Source organism: Chryseobacterium tructae, from assembly GCF_030409875.1.
In the GTDB taxonomy this organism is placed as follows: Bacteria; Bacteroidota; Bacteroidia; order Flavobacteriales; family Weeksellaceae; genus Chryseobacterium; species Chryseobacterium tructae.
Genome location: NZ_JAUFQR010000001.1, coordinates 4,097,085 through 4,116,098 on the forward strand (window position 1 = coordinate 4,097,085; position 19,014 = coordinate 4,116,098).

At 35.0% G+C, this 19,014-nt stretch carries 18 protein-coding genes, 7 tRNA genes and 3 pseudogenes; 20 read left to right on the forward strand and 8 right to left on the reverse strand.

Translation table 11 applies throughout. The features are described 5' to 3' along the window. The 4 genes and pseudogenes from QWZ06_RS20305 (at position 1) to QWZ06_RS20320 (ending at position 4,112) form a co-directional block, all read left to right on the forward strand. Positions 1-1,266, forward strand: a complete 1,266-nt coding sequence (locus QWZ06_RS20305; RefSeq protein WP_290300842.1) for an efflux RND transporter periplasmic adaptor subunit — start codon at positions 1-3, stop codon at positions 1,264-1,266. 57 nt (positions 1,267-1,323) lie between these two features. Next, positions 1,324-2,072 (forward strand): annotated as a pseudogene (locus QWZ06_RS20310) (ABC transporter ATP-binding protein). A 21-nt stretch (positions 2,073-2,093) separates the two neighbouring features. Beyond that, entirely contained in the window at positions 2,094-3,323 is a 1,230-nt protein-coding gene (locus tag QWZ06_RS20315; RefSeq protein ID WP_290300844.1) for an ABC transporter permease, read from the forward strand. Between the two features lie 123 nt (positions 3,324-3,446). After that, positions 3,447-4,112 carry a DUF2461 domain-containing protein gene (locus QWZ06_RS20320; RefSeq protein ID WP_290300845.1) on the forward strand — a complete coding sequence of 222 codons (666 nt, stop codon included), beginning with the start codon at positions 3,447-3,449 and terminating at the stop codon, positions 4,110-4,112. Between the two features lie 40 nt (positions 4,113-4,152). On the opposite strand, the gene QWZ06_RS20325 is transcribed toward QWZ06_RS20320, so the two are convergent. Continuing rightward, positions 4,153-5,427, reverse strand: a complete 1,275-nt coding sequence (locus tag QWZ06_RS20325; protein WP_290300847.1) for a PD-(D/E)XK nuclease family protein — start codon at positions 5,425-5,427, stop codon at positions 4,153-4,155. A gap of 286 nt (positions 5,428-5,713) precedes the next feature. Here QWZ06_RS20325 and QWZ06_RS20330 point away from each other — a divergent pair, with 286 nt between their 5' ends. Further along, a complete protein-coding gene (locus QWZ06_RS20330; protein WP_290300849.1) occupies positions 5,714-6,508 on the forward strand; it encodes an FkbM family methyltransferase in 795 nt (264 codons plus the stop codon). A gap of 9 nt (positions 6,509-6,517) precedes the next feature. Further along, a pseudogene (locus QWZ06_RS20335) lies at positions 6,518-7,995 on the forward strand (lipopolysaccharide biosynthesis protein). A 55-nt stretch (positions 7,996-8,050) separates the two neighbouring features. On the opposite strand, the gene QWZ06_RS20340 reads toward QWZ06_RS20335, so the two are convergent. The 4 genes from QWZ06_RS20340 to QWZ06_RS20355 all read right to left on the reverse strand — a co-directional run bounded on the left by QWZ06_RS20340 (position 8,051) and on the right by QWZ06_RS20355 (position 12,628). After that, positions 8,051-9,103, reverse strand: a complete 1,053-nt coding sequence (locus tag QWZ06_RS20340) for a hypothetical protein (protein WP_290300850.1) — start codon at positions 9,101-9,103, stop codon at positions 8,051-8,053. A 99-nt stretch (positions 9,104-9,202) separates the two neighbouring features. Beyond that, positions 9,203-10,057, reverse strand: coding sequence for a glycosyltransferase family 2 protein (locus QWZ06_RS20345; protein WP_290300852.1), 855 nt, complete (start codon positions 10,055-10,057; stop codon positions 9,203-9,205). 72 nt (positions 10,058-10,129) lie between these two features. Continuing rightward, the gene (gene aspA / locus QWZ06_RS20350) at positions 10,130-11,530 is read right to left on the reverse strand and encodes an aspartate ammonia-lyase (protein ID WP_290300854.1); all 1,401 of its coding nucleotides are present in this window, start codon (positions 11,528-11,530) and stop codon (positions 10,130-10,132) included. A 72-nt stretch (positions 11,531-11,602) separates the two neighbouring features. Then, positions 11,603-12,628, reverse strand: a complete 1,026-nt coding sequence (locus tag QWZ06_RS20355; protein WP_290300856.1) for an N-acetylmuramoyl-L-alanine amidase — start codon at positions 12,626-12,628, stop codon at positions 11,603-11,605. A 135-nt stretch (positions 12,629-12,763) separates the two neighbouring features. Between QWZ06_RS20355 and QWZ06_RS20360 the strand changes: the two genes are divergently transcribed. From QWZ06_RS20360 to QWZ06_RS28250, 10 genes and pseudogenes are all read left to right on the forward strand, one after another. After that, positions 12,764-12,848: transfer RNA gene (locus QWZ06_RS20360), tRNA-Ser, on the forward strand. 14 nt (positions 12,849-12,862) lie between these two features. Further along, positions 12,863-12,937, forward strand: a tRNA-Pro gene (locus tag QWZ06_RS20365). A gap of 42 nt (positions 12,938-12,979) precedes the next feature. Next, positions 12,980-13,053, forward strand: a tRNA-Arg gene (locus QWZ06_RS20370). Between the two features lie 133 nt (positions 13,054-13,186). After that, a pseudogene (locus tag QWZ06_RS20375) lies at positions 13,187-13,252 on the forward strand (GIY-YIG nuclease family protein); the annotation flags it as partial. Next, entirely contained in the window at positions 13,248-13,460 is a 213-nt protein-coding gene (locus QWZ06_RS20380; RefSeq protein ID WP_290301405.1) for a GIY-YIG nuclease family protein, read from the forward strand. The pseudogene QWZ06_RS20375 and the gene QWZ06_RS20380, both read left to right, overlap by 5 nt. Positions 13,461-13,629: 169 nt before the next feature. Next, positions 13,630-13,902, forward strand: coding sequence for a GIY-YIG nuclease family protein (locus QWZ06_RS20385; protein ID WP_290300858.1), 273 nt, complete (start codon positions 13,630-13,632; stop codon positions 13,900-13,902). A gap of 169 nt (positions 13,903-14,071) precedes the next feature. Further along, positions 14,072-14,245 (forward strand): GIY-YIG nuclease family protein, encoded by a 174-nt coding sequence (locus QWZ06_RS20390; RefSeq protein ID WP_290300860.1) that lies wholly within the window; start codon positions 14,072-14,074, stop codon positions 14,243-14,245. A gap of 299 nt (positions 14,246-14,544) precedes the next feature. Next, positions 14,545-14,772 (forward strand): GIY-YIG nuclease family protein, encoded by a 228-nt coding sequence (locus QWZ06_RS20395; protein ID WP_378170935.1) that lies wholly within the window; start codon positions 14,545-14,547, stop codon positions 14,770-14,772. 187 nt (positions 14,773-14,959) lie between these two features. Continuing rightward, positions 14,960-15,124, forward strand: coding sequence for a GIY-YIG nuclease family protein (locus QWZ06_RS20400; RefSeq protein WP_290300864.1), 165 nt, complete (start codon positions 14,960-14,962; stop codon positions 15,122-15,124). A 123-nt stretch (positions 15,125-15,247) separates the two neighbouring features. Continuing rightward, on the forward strand, positions 15,248-15,388 hold the full coding sequence (locus QWZ06_RS28250; protein ID WP_435384132.1) for a bacteriocin-like protein: 141 nt from the start codon (positions 15,248-15,250) through the stop codon (positions 15,386-15,388). A 90-nt stretch (positions 15,389-15,478) separates the two neighbouring features. On the opposite strand, the gene QWZ06_RS20405 is transcribed toward QWZ06_RS28250, so the two are convergent. The 3 genes from QWZ06_RS20405 to QWZ06_RS20415 form a co-directional block, all read right to left on the reverse strand. After that, complete coding sequence (locus QWZ06_RS20405; protein WP_290300865.1) at positions 15,479-16,738, reverse strand: hypothetical protein; 1,260 nt, start codon at positions 16,736-16,738, stop codon at positions 15,479-15,481. Positions 16,739-16,897: 159 nt separating this feature from the next. Further along, the gene (locus QWZ06_RS20410) at positions 16,898-17,422 is read right to left on the reverse strand and encodes a thermonuclease family protein (RefSeq protein ID WP_290300866.1); all 525 of its coding nucleotides are present in this window, start codon (positions 17,420-17,422) and stop codon (positions 16,898-16,900) included. 162 nt (positions 17,423-17,584) lie between these two features. Continuing rightward, entirely contained in the window at positions 17,585-18,085 is a 501-nt protein-coding gene (locus tag QWZ06_RS20415) for a hypothetical protein (protein ID WP_290300867.1), read from the reverse strand. A gap of 329 nt (positions 18,086-18,414) precedes the next feature. Here QWZ06_RS20415 and QWZ06_RS20420 point away from each other — a divergent pair. The 4 genes from QWZ06_RS20420 (at position 18,415) to QWZ06_RS20435 (ending at position 18,845) form a co-directional block, all read left to right on the forward strand. After that, positions 18,415-18,489, forward strand: a tRNA-Pro gene (locus tag QWZ06_RS20420). 16 nt (positions 18,490-18,505) lie between these two features. Then, a tRNA-Arg gene (locus QWZ06_RS20425) sits at positions 18,506-18,579 on the forward strand. Between the two features lie 102 nt (positions 18,580-18,681). Next, positions 18,682-18,756 (forward strand) — tRNA-Pro (locus QWZ06_RS20430). A gap of 15 nt (positions 18,757-18,771) precedes the next feature. Next, a tRNA-Arg gene (locus QWZ06_RS20435) sits at positions 18,772-18,845 on the forward strand. The last annotated feature ends 169 nt before the right edge of the window (positions 18,846-19,014 follow it).

A 19,014-nucleotide genomic window follows, 5' to 3' on the forward strand; every position in this document is an offset into this window, starting at 1 on the left:
ATGAAAACAAAGAATAAAAAATGGTTGTATTGGGTTGTGGGCGGCATCATTGTGATTGGTGCAGTCTGGTTTTTCTTCATTAGAGAGAAAGAAATAAAAATCCAACTGGAAACAGTGAAGCCTGAAATGGGAGAAATTTCCAATTCCATTACCGCTACGGGAACCATTCAGCCTGTGGATACTGTTGCAGTAGGTACTCAGGTTTCAGGAATCATTAAAAATATTTATGTAGATTTTAATTCTACCGTGAAAAAAGGACAGCTTTTGGCTACTTTGGATCCTGATCTCCTCAAATTTCAATCTGAACAATACCAGGCTAATCTACAAAATGCAAAAAGCAACCTTGCTTATAACGAAATTAATATCAATCGACAATCACAACTCTATAAAGTAGGAGCCATCAGCAAAGCAGACTATGACAATGCTACCAATCAATACAAAATAGCACAAGCACAAGTAGGTACTGTAACCGCTCAGCTTTCTACTGCAAATAAAAACCTGTCACTTACGAATATTTATTCCCCGATCGACGGCACGGTTCTCAACAGAAATGTGAGTGAAGGACAGACCGTAGCCTCTAGTTTCAGCACACCTACTCTATTCAGTATTGCAAAGGATCTGACGAAAATGAGAGTGCGTGCTTCTGTGGATGAAGCAGATATTGGAAATGTAAAAGTGGGACAAAAAGCCACCTTTACGGTAGATGCTTTCCCTGATGAAACATTTGATGGTGAAGTTTCTGAAGTTCGGCTTCACCCCACCGTTTCATCAAATGTCGTGAATTATACAACGATTATCAATGCTGATAATTCCGGTTTAAAATTAAAGCCAGGAATGACCGCTAATATTACAATTTACACGCAAGTTTTGAATAATGTAATGAAAATTCCAGTAGCTGCAACAAGCTTTAGACCAGATAGTCTGGTTATCCAAAAATACAAAGTCAATTCTCCGTTTGCTAATGGAAAAAAACACGAAAAAGGACAATGGAAAAAACAAAGCACAAAAGGAACAGACAAAAAAAGTGAAGCCGGAGTATGGGTTATTGCTAAAGACAGTACCCTATCGCGTAAAAAAATCAAAACAGGAATGGATAATGACACTGAAATACAAGTAATTTCCGGATTGGATAAAAATGACAATATCATTACCGGTTATAAAGTCTTATCTAAAAAAACATCTGGCGGACAGGCAAAAAGCCCATTCATGCCTCAAAGAAGGGGAGGCGGGAACAATAAAGGCGGCGGTGGCGGTGGGCCAAGATAATAGAAATATCTAGTCCACAATTTCATCTAATTAAAGCAACTAGCAAAACGAAAAGTCATGGCAGAAAAAATTCTTGATATCATGGATCTGAAAAGAGAATTCAGGATGGGTGAAGAAATTGTTCATGCATTGAAAGGGATTACTTTTTCTGTAGAGAGAGGAGAATTCGTGACCATCATGGGAAGTAGCGGCTCAGGAAAATCTACTCTACTTAATATCCTGGGATGTCTGGATAAGCCGTCCAGCGGAGATTATATTCTGGATGGGGTGAACGTTAAAGAGCTGGATCGTGATGAACTAGCAGTATTAAGAAATCAAAAAATAGGTTTCGTATTTCAATCCTACAATCTTCTTCCCAGAACGACTGCACGAGAAAATGTAGAACTTCCTCTTCTGTATAATTCTAAAGTTTCGACAGAAGAACGTCATAAAAGATCGTTGGAAGCGTTAACTGCTGTAAAACTTGAAAGCAGGGTTGATCATCTTCCTAATCAAATGTCCGGTGGGCAACAGCAAAGAGTAGCTATTGCCCGTGCTTTAGTGAATGAACCTGTTATGATTCTTGCGGATGAAGCTACCGGAAATCTTGATACCAGAACGTCTTATGAGATTATGGCACTTATGCAGGATTTAAACAAACAGGGACGTACCATCGTCTTTGTAACGCATGAACCTGACATTGCCACTTTAGCAGCAGAACGGTAACACTGCGAGACGGAAAAGTAATTAAAGATGTTAGAAATGACAATATCAAGTCTGCCAAAGAAGCCCTGGATAACCTTCCTACCAATGATGATTATCAATAGTTCAACTAAAAACCCATTGTTATGAATCTCTCGAACCTCTTCAGAATTGCCTGGAAAGCTCTTTTAAGAAATAAGCTGCGTGCATTTTTAACGATGCTCGGGATCATTATTGGTGTAGCATCGGTAATTGCGATGACCGCCATTGGTGAAGGTTCTAAAAAGAGTATCAGTGATCAGCTTTCTTCAATGGGCTCTAATATGATCACCATTCGTCCTTCAAGCAATGTGAATGTTTCGGGAGGAGCAAGAATAGGTGCATCCGGACTACAAACCCTGAAACCTCAGGATGCCGAAGCCATCTCTAAGGGAGCTCCCGATGTGGCATACGTTTCTCCTGCTGTACAGACCAATGGACAATCCATCAATGGTCCTAATAATTGGCCTACTCAATTACAAGGAGTGAATGAAGAATATTTTCAAATCAGAGATTGGAGTATATCCAGCGGCAACCTTTTTACTAGAAAAGATGTAACGTCTTCTAATAAAGTTTGTCTCCTTGGTCAAACTGTTTATACAAACCTATTTCCCAATGGAGAAGATCCGGTTGGCAGTATCATCAGATTCAATAAAGTTCCCATGAAAATTATTGGAATTCTTGCTCCAAAAGGCTCCAATGCTTTCGGACAAGATCAGGATGATGTCATTATTGCTCCTTTTAATACCGTTCAGCGAAGATTTTTAGGAATCACCTATGTTCAGACTATGTATGCTGCTTCTACCAATGCAAACACATCACAGCAGGCTACGGATCAGGTATCAGAGATTTTAAGGAAACAGCATAAACTTCCTGTTGATGGCAGCAATGATGATTTCAGTGTACGAACTCAGGCGGAGCTTATTTCTACCATGAGCTCTACCAGCCAGCTTCTCACGGTACTGCTTTCTGCTATTGCTGGGATCTCACTTATTGTAGGAGGAATTGGGATCATGAATATTATGTATGTTTCTGTCACCGAAAGAACTAAGGAAATTGGTTTAAGAATGTCTATTGGTGCCAGAGGAAAAGATATTCTATATCAATTTCTGATTGAGGCAATACTCATTAGCATTACAGGAGGAATTCTGGGGGTTATTTTAGGAATCCTCACTTCGGAACTGGTCACCTTCTTCTTATCATGGCCTACTTTCATTACAGAATCCTCGATCATTATTTCCTTCATTGTTTGTGCCGTTACCGGAGTGTTTTTCGGATACTACCCTGCCCTGAAAGCATCAAAACTTGATCCTATTGAGGCATTGAGATATGAATAGTTTTATGTAAATTTGAATAGCGTTGCTGATACGAGATGCAGGTTTGGAGTTTCGGGATAATGAAATATAAAATTTGGAATACCATAATCAGTAACCAGCAAAATTAACAAACACCAATACCTTATGTCAGTAAGCATTTCTTCCAAAACCTTTGATTTCCTAAAAAAATTAAGTAAAAATAACAATCGTGAGTGGTTCAATGAGAATAAAAATCTCTATACAGAATCTCAGGAAAATGTCATTGAATTTCTAGATGATCTGATAAAGGATATGTCCGGATTTGATGAAGAACTTGCTAAAATCGACAGTAAAAAGTCATTATTCAGAATTTACCGGGACACCCGATTTTCAAAGGATAAATCTCCGTATAAAACGAATTTTGGAGCTTCACTCGGAATGGGAAAAGGAAATCAAAAAGGAGGATATTACCTTCATATGGAACCTGGTAAATCTTTTCTGGCTGGAGGAATCTATATGCCTGAGTCTTCGGTATTGAAAGAAGTCCGAAAAGAGATTTCTCTGTATGGCGATGATTTTCTTACCATTCTAAACAATAAGGATTTCAAAAAGCATTTCCCGGAGCTGGATCAGGATGACAAATTAAAAAAAGTACCTCAAGGTTTTGAAAAGGAAGATCCTATGGCTGAGTACTTAAAACTCAAAAACTTTATTGTGGTATACTCCCTCAAAGATGAAGAGATCTTAGATAAAAATGCAGTAAAAAATATGAGTAAGATCTTTAAACTCATGAAACCGTTTAATGATTTCCTGAATACCCCTTTTCATTAATCCTAAAAGAACAAGTAACCAAAACAAATACCCTATTCAATTATTGAACAGGGTTATCACGATCTATCTCTTTAAAAAGGCTTTCTACCTGATCATTTCTTAATGCTTCAAAAACCTCTTTTATGTTTTTTAATATTGTTTCTTCATTATTGGCTTTCCAGATAAAATCTTCATACTTCTTAAATTTCATTTCTGAATTTTTAGAATACTCCATGACATAGTTATCATTTTTCCCCAATGGGCCATCTAAAAAATTAAAATACTTCTGTAGAAGATCGCACAACTTTCCTTTGTATTGTTTTTTTATTTTATCACCTGCTCCTTTCCATATTGTCAAACCAATTCCCCATTCATAAACTAACGCGATATCATTCCAGCCATTATTAAGATTAAACCTTAGATCACTATTACTTACGTTATAAAAATACCAATTTGAACCAGCCGCCAATGTATCAAGCTTTTTTATAAAATCATCACTCCAATTTTTAATCAAGCTATCTTTATATTGGCACATTTCTACAAAGCTATTCCATTTTTCTTCATTGTTATTCAACTCTTCTTTAAGTCCTTCCATAAAAAATTCGTTTTTAAAACGGGTGTTATCCCAAAATTGTAAATAATCTTCAATATAAAGTTTTAATCGATGCTTTTCATGTAAGGATTCTGCGTTGATACAGTCTTTAAGCCAGCTTTTTATCTCCTCAAAATAAGTCCAATTCGTAATGAATCCTTTTTCTTTATCCAGCATCGGATAGTCCAGATTGATAAAATCAGGTTTTCGGATTGAAATTTCAGAAACAAACTTATCTGTATAACCGCTTGTAAGGTAAATGATCCTGCATTTTGACCGATCCTGTGATTTCTTCAAATCATGATCAAACAAGTTATAAATATGTTCATACCAATATCTGTACAGCTGATTATCCTGATCAACAGCTTCATTAGATTTGTTTTCAATGACAATACTGATCTTTTCAGAACCGATGATACTGATTGCCTTAATAACAATATCTGCATTTCGATCTTCTGTAGTAACTCTCCATTTATATTGGTGAATAGGATCATTAAGTTGCAGCCCTTCTATCTTTTCCAAAAATTTATTTAAAAACAACTTTCCTTGTCCATGGGATTCTTCAGGGTCAAGAAAAAATGCTAAAAGTTTAGTGTGCTTTGTTTCGGAAATACCAAAAATTGAATGGATAAGGTTAAAAGAATTAAATTCAATTCCTTCTATCTTTTTACGATTAAAATCATCTTCAAGAGACTGATAGTGCTGCAGGAGCTGAATGCTTGTTTCAGAGTCTGAGTTTTCCATAGTGTATTAGCTAATAGCAAAGGTAATCCTTTCTCTAATTTTTCCTGTTTTCTCCTACATTTTCTTACTCAAATAAAAATTTAAGGTAATAAAAAAGCACACAAAATCTTTACAACATTCTATCTTACAAGGCGTTTCTGTGACAAATTCAAAATTCACTATCATTCAGCTTCTTATAAAACTAACTATAAAGTCTAGTAATTGAAAATCAATCTATTATATTTAACATTTTTTAAGACAAGTTTTACATTTTTGCTTATCTTTGCTGTTCGTCAAAAAGCTAAGGATGTCTTTATACCAAAAAATTGCAGAAAAACTACAATATATAAGTCCGGATTTTTATAAAAAAAGGTATTTTAAGAACTTAAACAATCTTAATAAAGATAATTTTTCGGAGCGCAATGTAGAACCGGAGCTGGTATGGATCAAAGAATACCTTCCTAAAAATGCTGTAATACTGGACATTGGTGCCAACGTAGGAACTTTCCTCTATCAATTGGAAAACAAATTGGATCATGAGCATATCTATGCCTTCGAGCCCAATAAAAAGCTTTACACCAGACTGAAAAGATTATTCCCTACGATGCGGGTACTTCCTTTGGCTCTTTCTGACGAAAACACGATAGCGGAATTCAAAGTTCCTATTATCAACGGAAAAACCATTGCTTCCCGTGGAACCTTAAACACTGCTTACAAAGAAAAAGGCGAAGAGAAAAGCTATACTGAGAAAGTAAAGGTCATCAAACTGGACGAATGGGCAGCTCTGGAACATTTCAACAGACTGGATTTCATCAAAATTGATGTTGAAGGTAATGAAATAAAAACGCTGTCGGGTGCCAAAGAAACCATCAAACAGTTTCTTCCAACCTTAATGGTTGAAATGGAACAAAGACACCACCAAACACCAATATGGAATGAGATCTCTGAAGTGCAAAGCTGGGGATATGAAGTAAACTATTTAAACAGAAATAGCTTCACCCTAGAAACCCTTACAGAGGAGATTCTTTTGCAAAATACAAACGACGAAAAAAATAAAACTCAGTACATTAACAATATTATTTTTATACCTAAAAACCCTTAAAACAACTTTATGAGTGTAGTAGCGAGACAAGGCTTCAAATATTCCATTATTGGCTATATTGGTTTTTTGCTGGGCACAGTTTCCGCAATATTCATTTTCCCGAATGATTTTGAATTTTATGGAAAACTTCGCTATAGTATGCAAACAGCAGAAATGCTTGTCCCTTTTGTGGTTTTTGGAATTTCTTATGCGAATGTAAAGTTTTTTCATTCTTTGCAGAAAGATGGTAAAAATCAGAATATGCTTTCGCTATCGCTAGTCACTATTTTAATCAACTTTCTTATCTTTTCCGTCGTCTTTTTTATCCTTCCTTATCTGTATCCAAAGTTTATTCACTCGGAAGCCTGGAAGATTAAAGGAATTATCTTACCTCTTATTTTAGTTTTATCTCTTTGTGCTATTTTCAATAAGTACACTTCCAATTACAAAAGAATTGTTGTTTCTAACATCTTTGATAATCTCCTGCCTAAAATAGCCAATTTAGGAGCCTTTTGTCTTTTCTTTTACTTCTCTCTATCACAGAATATAGCACTTGCATTTTTCTTTGGAGTATTTGCTCTAATGCTTTTCGGGTACATTTATTACACCAATAAACTTGAGAAGATCCATTTTGATATCAGCACGGATTATTTTAAGAAAGACAACTTCTGGAAAGAGTTTTTAAACTATAGCTTCTTTGGTTTTTTAGGAACATTTGGAAATTATCTTGCCATCAACAGCTTTATGATCGGAGAATTTATGGGAATGGAGGAAAATGGTATTTATTCCGTTCTGTATGCTCTTATTTCTTTAATTTCCATTCCACAATTAGGGCTGTTTAATATTTCTGCCCCTATTATTAGCAAACACCTTGCTGATGGGGATATTGAAGGGCTTGATAAATTTCACAAAAAGACGTCATTAACTTTATATTTTCTGGGAGCTGTTCTGTTCTCATGCATCATGGTAGGATTCCCTTATCTTACGCAATTCATGCCGAAAAACGGAACGATGCTTAGAGAATATGAGCCTGTAGTATGGATCTGGGGTTCTGCAGTTTTAATTGATTTAGCCACCGGATTTAACGGAAATATTATTTCCCTTTCAAAATATTACAGATTCAATATTATCGTTATGCTTCTATTAGCGGGATTAACGATTGGACTGAATTATTATTTTATCAAGAATACTTCTCTGAAGCTTATTGGAATTGCCATGTCTACCGCGATTTCCCTGATCGTTTTCAATGTTATTAAAATTGCATTTAACTACATCGTATTTAAGGTCTCTCCTTTAACGATTGAAATGATATTTGTTTCCATTATCTGTACATTGGCAATCACTGTAGCTATTGTTCTTCCTAATTTGACAGCAATTTTATCAATCTTATTTACAAACCTGCTGTAGTACTGGCATTGATCTTTGTTGGAAATTATTTCACAAAGATTTTCCCTATAGAAGATTACCTGAATATGAGATTTATTAAGAGTGTTTTTAAAATTAAATAAGGTTCACACAAATAAGACAAACACAGAAATAATTCCAGGATTATCTAAAGCAAATCTACTTCTGAATAAAGATAAGGCTATTAAGCAAATCTTCCAGTCTTCTTTGTACTTCTGCCTTACTATATTGATTTTGAAAATCAAAATGTATTTTTGAAAGCTCGTTTAACTGGTCAAAGATATTTTCTTTTTCCGGTAGAATAAAATTGAGTTTGGAGGAATAATTTCCAGGAAAAACAGCCAGTTTCCCATAGCCGATAGAATCACCTAAGTTTCCGGTCATTTTTGTTTTCCCATAGGTTTCTTTGATGCTGAAGAATTCTGTTTCCTGTTGAATCGGACACCAAAGAACATCTGCTTTTTCCATCCATTTTTCAAAGTCTTCAGTAGAAACTCTTTCAGAAAAATAAGTAATGGAAATAGGTTCTGGCAAGTTTGAAGATAAATGTTCAAGTTGCCTTAGCTCACTCCCCTTGGCTTTTCCAAGAAAAATAAATTCACATTTTTGATCTGTTTTGATCTCTTTAATCGTTTTAAAAATATGATTGTAATCTCTCCTCTTCTGCGAAACTCCTCCAGGAATAACGATCATTAGATTTTCATGGTGAACTTTGTCAAAATCTCTTGTATAAAAAAGGGGTAAAAACTGATGTTTATTGGAAATCAACGCTTCATCCAACACCACAAGAGCTTTTGAATTTTGATATACTTTTGTTGCATACAGCAATCCTTCCTTCCACCACAGTTTCATTCGGTACATAACATCTCCTTTGAATACACTCTTTATCAAATCTAGTTTTGAAGCTTTGGTAAAGTTGAGATTATGGGTAATAACAGCAGTATTATACCTATTTGTTATCGCTAAAAATGTATTGAAAAAACGATGGACTGTTCCAATAATAACCAGATCATATTTTTTAGTCTTCAGCTGATCTAAAATCATAGAACTATCTGACAGAAAAATTTCCGTCTCTGTTTCATTCACCTGATCTTTGATTTTTTTTGAAAAATAATAATCTACACTGAAATGTTCAGAACCTTCCATGACATTCATAAAAGCTTGTGCAATTTCTGCATGGGTATCAATTTCTATGTAGGCTATCTTTCTCACTGACCTATTGGAATTATTTTTAGGTTTTTGGCTAAAGCCAATTGAATTTTATTTTTTTTGTTAAACGGGCTAAAGCGCGTTCCTATTGATATATTTGAGTTACATTCTCAGCCATTTCTTTTTCAACATTTTCCAACGTTGATCATTGACTGCTTGTTGCTCTTCTTTTGTGATTTTAAGTTCTAATTTTTTGGATTTACAACCTTCATAGGACTTTATAATATCAAAGAAAAATGATGGAGATTTACTTTTCATCGCTTCCTTTGACGCAGCAATATAAGCCAGAAATCTGCTTAATCCTAAAAAATAGAAATAACGACCGTAATAATCTGCCGGTCTTATGGTATAGTCAGCTCCTTTTACCTTAATAAGCTTTACATGAAGTTCAGATAAGACAACTTCCTTCCAGCCTAAATGTTCCAATAAAATAGAATCGATGTTATCCCAACCTAATGTTTCCCTTAAACCTCCCATTTGAACAAAACATTCTTTTCGGTAAGCCTTCATTGGCCCTCTGACATGGTGCTTATTGGAATTACCTTCATAGACCCAAATTCCTTCTTTTTCCACATAAAGCAATCCTCCAACCAATCCATATTCAGAATTATTGACAAACGCTTGTTCTACCGTTTCCAGATAATTTTCAGGGAGGATAATATCAGCATCAAATTTACAGATGATATCAAATTCGTCTACAGATTGTGTCTGCAAACCCTTTTTAAAGGCATGAACCACCTTTGAACCAGGTTGATGTTCTGACTTCTGAAGATTTATAGTTTCAAAACGGGAATCAGTCTCTGTATATTTTCTGATCACTTCAGGAGTACGATCTGTGGATCCGTCATTAACGACGACCACTTTAAAGCCCTTACTAGTCTGCTGCTGTAAGGAATCAAGAGTGAATGAGAGGTTCTGCTCTTCGTTATGGGCAGGTATAATAATTAAAAACCTCACGGAGTATTGTATAAGTGATGAATGATAAGTGATAAATGATGAAAACACCATTTATCACTTATTGTTTTTTTGTTACTTGTTATGCGGCTTCAGCATATTTTTGGGATCAAGGATTTCATCAAGTTTTTCTTGTGAAAGAATTCCTCTTTCTAAAACAAGATTATATACACTTTTTCCGGTTTCTAATGCATCTTTTGCAATCTGTGTAGATTGTTTGTAACCGATATAAGGATTTAATGCCGTTACAATTCCGATGCTATGTTTTACCATATTCAGGCAAACCTCTTTATTGGCTGTAATTCCTACCACACATTTATCACGAAGGGTATCTAATGCATTGCAAAGGAAGTTGATATTTTCCATAATAGCATGAGAAAGTACCGGTTCCATTACATTAAGCTGTAATTGTCCTGCTTCTGCAGCAAAAGTTACAGTCAAATCATTTCCAATTACTTTAAAACAAACCTGGTTTACCACTTCAGGGATAACAGGGTTTACTTTACCAGGCATAATAGATGATCCTGGTTGCATGGGTGGAAGATTGATTTCAAAAAGCCCAGCTCTTGGCCCTGATGAAAGTAATCTTAAATCATTACAGATCTTTGATAATTTTACAGCAAGACGTTTCATAGCCGAAGAATAGATCACATAAGATCCGGTATCTGGTGTAGCTTCTACCAAGTTAGGTGCTGAGATGATTGGGAATCCCGTAATCTGAGCCAGATTTTTAGCACAAAGGGTTGCATATCCTACCGGAGCATTCAATCCTGTTCCGATAGCTGTTGCCCCCATATTTACTTCCACAAAAAGATTAGCATTATTATCCAGCTTGGAGATGTCTTCTTCCAATGTAGCGGCATATGCTTCAAATTCCTGGCCTAATGTCATAGGAACTGCATCTTGAAGCTGTGTACGTCCCATTTTGATAACATCATGGAATTCCTGCCCTTTTGCACGGAAGGCATCAATAATTTTCTTTAGTCTTTCTACCAATCCGATGTTCATATGCAATAGCCCCATTTTAATGGCCGTAGGATAAGCATCATTCGTTGATTGTGAAAGATTAATATGGTCGTTTGGTGAACAGAATTCGTATTCGCCTTTATTTTTTCCTAATTTTTCCAATACGACATTCGCAATCACTTCATTTGCGTTCATATTGATTGAAGTTCCTGCTCCGCCCTGGATCATATCTACCGGGAATTGCTCATGATATTTCCCTGCAACAATTTCATCACATGCTTCTGCGATCTTGAAATATAGGTTTTCATCAAGAAGTCCTAATTCATAATTGGTTTTTGCGGCTGCTTTTTTTACGAAAGCCAGTCCTTTAATAAAATCCGGGTATGAAGACAATAGCTGTCCCGAAATCTTGAAGTTGTTGATTGCTCGTTGCGTTTGCACTCCATAATAAGCGTCTAATGGTACGTTCAATTCGCCCAATAGATCACTTTCTTTTCTGAAATTTTCCATTACAGATATTTTACTGTTTTTGATCGTTTAAAGATAGCAAAAACGCATCGATTCGATGCGCTTTAATTTGAATTATTTTCCTGAATATTTTAAGTTTAAAGCTTGCAGTATTGCCCATGTCTCGGCATCCATAATTCCGTCATAATTTTGCGGACGGAAATGGTACTGAAGTGCTTCAATAGTCTTCTTTGTTGCATCATCCCATTTTCCACTAAGTTCTATTCCATAACCGAATTTTTGCAACGCAGTCTGTACCATAAAAATAAAAGTTGTATCACTATATCTTGTAGAAAGTTCTGTTTGTGCAAGGTCAAAATAATTTTGCTTAGCAGCTTCGTCATACCACATTCCTATTTGGTATTCATCATATAGTCTTTTCCATGGAAACATTGGCCCCGGATCTTGTTTTCTTGTAGGAGCAATATCAGCATGACCAATCACATTGGTTGCCGGAATCTGATATCTGGTCACAATATCTTTTGCCAACGCGGCTACTTTTCTTATCTGCGCTTCGCTGAAAGGAACAAAAACTCTTTTGCCTGTAGCATCAGTAGTAAACCCAGGATTAACAATTTCAATACCTATAGAAGTATCATTAAGATTCTTATCAGCTCTCCATGAACTTACTCCAGCATGATATGCTCTCTTATTTTCATCTACCAATTGGTAGATCTCATTGTCTCCGGTATTGTTTACCAGATAATGTGCGCTTACTCCCGGCTGAGTAAGAACAGTGATAGACTTGTCATCAGGTAACACGGTATAGTGCATGATCAGGTAACGTTGTCTGAAATTCTGTGCCATCGCAGGGAAATAAGTTTTCACGACTTTATATCCTGCAGGTTTTGCAGAGACAATAGAACCATAACTTGCCGTATTATCATTTTTTGCTGGGTCTGCTATATTAGTAGTAAAAAAGTCTACTCCATGATCACTTACAACTTTTGGTTTTGAGACTTCCGGAGTGGCGGTCTTAACAGCAGTTTTTGGCTGTACCACGGGGGTTTTCGATTGGTACGTATTTTTTTTCACATTTTTTTGGGAAGTACATGAAAAAACTAAAGTGCTTAATCCGATGATATATAATGTCTTACGCATCAGTTTGGTTTTTTATCAATTTATTACTTCAAAAATACACAAAAATTTCTTGAAATTTATTTGGTAAATAAGGAAATCTATTCTATATTTGCACTCGCAATAACGGAACAACGATCATTAAAAAATAAACAAAAAGGAGGGTTGCCAGAGTGGTTAATGGAGCAGTTTGCTAAACTGTCGACGCGAAAGTGTCGCAAGGGTTCGAATCCCTTACCCTCCGCACTCTATATATCTCGGGGCGTAGCGTAGTCCGGTCATCGCGCCTGGTTTGGGACCAGGAGGTCGCAGGTTCGAATCCTGCCGCCCCGACTTTTTTAATGTGCTTATCACTAAGCAAAAATCAACTTCTAAGGGTGCGTAGCTCAGCTGGATAGAGCATCTGCCTTCTAAGCAGACGGTCAAAGGTTCGAATCCTTTCGCGCTCACAAAAACCTCATCATTTTTATGGTGAGGTTTTTTGTTTTTTATCATCTCATTCTCCAATTCATAATTAGAACAATCAAAGTTTAAAACCTTCTCCTATTACAAAAACAACAGATTTTTATTTTATATTAGATCATGTGTTATTGTTATATACTTTATTCTGTGTCACTTGACAAATATTATATTGGGCATTCTTGTGAAGATTTGCAAGAAAGACTTAGAAGACACCTTTCAGACCACAAAGGATTTACATCAAAAAGTCAAAGACTGGATTATTATTTATACTGAAAGCTTCAATTCTAAAATTGATGCTTATAAAAGAGAGCGAGAAATAAAAGAATGGAAAAGTAAAGCTAAAATTACAGCGCTTATTAATAGTAGCAACCGGATAGAGCATCCCGATCGTTAATCGGGACGGTCAAAGGTTCGAATCCTTTCGCGCTCACAAAAACCTCATCATTTTTATGGTGAGGTTTTTTGTTTTTTATCATCTCATTCTCCAATTCATAATTAGAACAATCAAAGTTTAAAACCTTCTCCTATTACAAAAACAACAGATTTTTATTTTATATTAGATCATGTGTTATTGTTATATACTTTATTCTGTGTCACTTGACAAATATTATATTGGGCATTCTTGTGAAGATTTGCAAGAAAGACTTAGAAGACACCTTTCAGACCACAAAGGATTTACATCAAAAGTCAAAGACTGGATTATTATTTATACTGAAAGCTTCAATTCTAAAATTGATGCTTATAAAAGAGAGCGAGAAATAAAAGAATGGAAAAGTAAAGCTAAAATTACAGCGCTTATTAATAGTAGCAACCGGATAGAGCATCCCGATCGTTAATCGGGACGGTCAAAGGTTCGAATCCTTTCGCGCTCACAAAAACCTCATCATTTTTATGGTGAGGTTTTTTGTTTTTTATCATCTCATTCTCCAATTCATAATTAGAACAATCAAAGTTTAAAATCTTCTCCTATTACAAAAACAACAGATTTTTATTTTATATTAGATCATGTGTTATTGTTATATACTTTATTCTGTGTCACTTGACAAATATTATGTTGGGCATTCTTGTGAAGATTTGCAAGAAAGACTTAGAAAACACCTTTCAGACCACAAAGGATTTACATCAAAAGTCAAAGACTGGATTATTATTTATACTGAAAGCTTCAATTCTAAAAATTGATGCTTATAAAAAGAGAGCGAGAAATAAAAAGAATGGAAAAGTAAAGCTAAAATCACAGCGCTTATTAATAGTAGCAGCCGGATAGAGCATCCCGATCGTTAATCGGGACGGTCAAAGGTTCGAATCCTTTCGCGCTCACAAAAACCTCATCATTTTTATGGTGAGGTTTTTTGTTTTTTTATCATCTCATTCTTCAATTCATAATTAGAACAGTCAAAGTTTAAAATCTTCTCCTATTACAAGAACAACAGATTTTTATTTTATATTAGATCATGTGTTATTGTTATATACTTTATTCTGTGTCACTTGACAAATATTATATTGGACATTCTTGTGAAGATTTGCAAGAAAGACTTAGAAAACACCTTTCAGACCACAAAGGATTTACATCAAAAGTCAAAGACTGGATTATTATTTATACTGAAAGCTTCAATTCTAAAATTGATGCTTATAAAAGAGAGCGAGAAATAAAAGAATGGAAAAGTAAAGCTAAATCACAGCGCTTATTAATAGTAGCAGCCGGATAGAGCATCCCGATCGTTAATCGGGACGGTCAAAGGTTCGAATCCTTTCGCGCTCACAAAAACCTCATCATTTTTATGGTGAGGTTTTTTGTTTTTTTATCATCTCATTCTTCAATTCATAATTAGAACAGTCAAAGTTTAAAATCTTCTCCTATTACAAGAACAACAGATTTTTATTTTATATTAGATCATGTGTTATTGTTATATACTTTATTCTGTGTCACTTGACAAATATTATATTGGACATTCTTGTGAAGACTTGCAAGAAAGAATTAGAAAGCACCTATCAGACCACAAAGGATTTACCTCTAAAGGTAAGGATTGGAGTATTATAAATTCCAAAATATCATTTTAAGCTTTAAATTGTACTTTTATTATGACTTTTCTTGCAATAATTAGGGCGGTTAAAATTTGTTAATTTTAACCGCTGTATGATAATTAATATCAAATTTGTACAACAACATAAAATATTATTGATATGAAAAATTTAAAAAAACTTCAAAAAGCAGAATTAAAAGCCATTCTTGGAGGTGGGAATTGTATAAGGTTATGTTTTGTAAATGACAAATTAACCTGCGTTCCCTATAAGTCATGTGGTGATCTTGGACTCGAACCATAAAAAGAGCTTGAATAACATCTTGTAAAGCATCTCAGTAAGGACAAATCTAATCGTAACAGATCTGTCCTTACTCATTACAGACAAATACTACTATTTAATCAATGTATAATTACCAGTAGTTTCATTTTTCTTTATTGCATATCCGTCAGCCAGATCAAGAATCCAACCATCACCGGATATCTTTTTATCTTCCACTTGAACAGGATTAGATATTGAAATCTTATCCCAATTTGGACTCATTAATGCACCGTTTTCAACCGTCAAAATTCCCCATTTGTCCGTAACTCTTATATTAGGGTATACGGTTCCTTTATTTTCAATAGGCACTATATTTCTTGGATCAAAAGAAACATTCATCTTTTCAAATTTTATTTCAAAATGTGGGTTCTCTATAAATTTGAGTTTGTATTCAGCAATACGCTTTTTTGTTTTCTCTTCTCTTTTAGCTTCTTCTTCAAAGATAGTTTTTCCTTTGTAATGATCCGATATCTTTTTTACAACAGTATTTACATTATTAGGAATAATAATATTGAATGCTTTGATAAAATAATCAGTCAGGTCTGTTTTTGCTGTAATTTTTTTATTCCAGTTCTTATCCTTGTTATAGAGTAAATACCCATAAACAGGAATGGTATGATAAGGAAACGATCGAACAAATGTTGCATTCTTAAAAAAATCATTAATTCCATTGGCTAAAAAAGCAGTTGTTTGAGCTTTATTTCTGCCACTCACTACAACTCCGGTAAACTCTGCCATGCCTTCATTAAGTTCCAAAAGATTTTCATGGGAAGCAGAGCCTTCGTAAAGACTATGCCGGTATTTTCTAAAGGTAAGTGCATTGGTAAGATGTTTCTTCAACTCCTTTTCCGAATCTGATTTCACTGCTTTCTTCAAAGCTTCCAGCTCTAAACGAAGATAAATTCGCCCCTCTTTCTGATCCAGATGATTGCTCTCAACATTGTTTAATTCAAAACCTAACAATGGCTGTAAACGATGAAATGATTCATGAGCCAACAAACCGATCCTATCATATTTATTTTGCGGAAGTGGAAGCATAATCATCGCCCATTTTTTCCCATTCCAATTCAAGGCTGTATTGGCAATATTAATATCATTAGGAAAAAAGTCCATTTTATCAGATTCATTAGTGAAGAATTCTCGGGTTTTAGGATCAATTAAGATCATTGCTCCATACAAGTCCTGACCCCAAAGTCCAAAATTCTTCTTGGATGCAGTCTTTATCTCATCAAAATAAACAGCAATACTATCGTAAGAAATATTCTTTTTTTGACCACTTATATTTTGGATCAGCAAAACAAACAACAATATCGAAATGATGGATCTCTTCATGATTAAATAGTTTACTAGCATTCATTCCTCCTATCTACTTTAGTCTATCAATAACAAATAAGAACTAGAAATGTGAACATTACAAATATAACAATTTAGATCCCCTAACAAATCTTACATAAAAAAAGCCTTGAAAATATCATTTCAAGACTTTTTTTATTAAGCAGCTCCTTTTATTTTTAATTGAATTTTAGAAGCTTCATTTCTTTTATTTTTCGATTCTTCCCTTTTCATTTTACGGTACTCCCAAGGTGCAACAGCATGAATATCCTGCCAAAGCCCGATCTTATTTTGCTGAGCTTTTTCTTGCAGTTTCCCTAAAGAATCATCCTTAGAATAGGAGAAATACCACCATCCCATTCCAGCTTTTATCAGCTCTTTTGAGAGGTATTTATCTTTATCGTAATATACTTTAGCAATGGAACGTCCATAGCGATCCGTACTGGTTTCAGTGAATGTAACTATTTTCCCAAACACCTTGCCAGATGTGAATTGTTTGGCATTTTTACCGAAGGCCTGTCCACTTTCCGGGCAATCTACATCTGCCAATCTTAGTTTCTTCTGCTTATTACCTTTTAAAAGTACTGTAATGGTATCCCCATCCGAAATCTTTACTACTTTTCCGCTTGTCTGTGAAAACAAAATAACCGGAAAAAGCAAGCTCATCAACATTAATCGTTTCATGAGGCAAATATAGGGATTAACGAGAAATAAAGGAAGTTGGAGGATGAAAGCTGGAAGTAATGAAGTTTGAAAATAAAGTTCAGAGCTGTTTTAATTACATAGGATTGAATGTATTAAAATGACAAATAAAAGATTCTATAACAGGAAAAAAGCCATTATCTTTTAGCCAAACCCGGTAGTCCACAATAAATTATTTAAAATAAACCTATCCACTATAAAATCATCGGGATAATTTTTAAACCCCTCTTTCTTTTTACAATGATCAACAACCTCATTTGCCAGCTGTTCATCTAAAAAGATACCAATGATTCTCTCATCGTCTAAAAAGGTATGGATAGTATAAGTATGACTCACTTGAAAAATATACTGTAAGTTCAATTCTTTGATTGATTCACTTCCCTCACTCATTACATCTTCTTTATTTAAATAATCCCGTCCAATTTCTCCCACAACACTATTAAAACCATTTTGCCAATGGATTTTATTTAATTCATATTTCCTTGTAACAACTCCATCAGGATAAGTTCTAAATCCAGGAAGAGTCAATGCCTTTTCTTTTGCTTTTTCAAGCAGTTCTAAATCATCAAAATATCCCAGAAATTTACAAGCTGTGTGAGATTCATCTGTATAAATATGTTCTAGTGCATATACAAAATAGTTCATAGTATTTTATTTTGTTAGAAGTTGACCTCATCATTTTGAAGCGCTTTTTCCAAAGTGGGGAGGTCTATTTTATAAAAATCCTGAGTTTTCATATTTCTATTTTTAAAAAATTGTAAGGTCAAAATTCACTGATAGACCAAGGAGCTGCAAAAAAACTTAAAATTTTTCAGAAAGCCTAAATCCATGGTTATTAATCAAGTAAAGTTAACAAAAAAGTTTCCCAAAAATTTAATTAAAAATTATCCTTTAATTTATTTTTTTATTTCAAAAAGTATTGTACCTTTGCAACCGCAAAAACGAAGTAAAATTCGTTATTGATGACCTTTAATCGGGGCGTAGCGTAGTCCGGTCATCGCGCCTGGTTTGGGACCAGGAGGTCGCAGGTTCGAATCCTGCCGCCCCGACTTTTAAGATTTTCAAGGGTGCGTAGCTCAGCTGGATAGAGCATCTGCCTTCTAAGCAGACGGTCAAAGGTTCGAATCCTTTCGCGCTCACAAAAGTATCACTATTTAAGTGAAACTATATATTTAAATTTTGGAGGCTTTTTGCTTTTTAAAATTTAAATTATGAAGTCAAATTCATTAAGGATGACATCTCGGGGCGTAGCGTAGTCCGGTCATCGCGCCTGGTTTGGGACCAGGAGGTCGCAGGTTCGAATCCTGCCGCCCCGACTTTTAAGATTTTAAGGGTGCGTAGCTCAGCTGGATAGAGCATCTGCCTTCTAAGCAGACGGTCAAAGGTTCGAATCCTTTCGCGCTCACTGAAACCTCACAGTTTTTTACTGTGAGGTTTTTTGGTTTTTTAACCTTTATTATTAATTGTAAAAACTTAGAGGTACAGATAGAGCATCCCGATTTTCTATCGGGACGGTCAAAGGTTCGAATCCTTTCGCGCTCACTGAAACCTCATAGTTTTTTACTGTGAGGTTT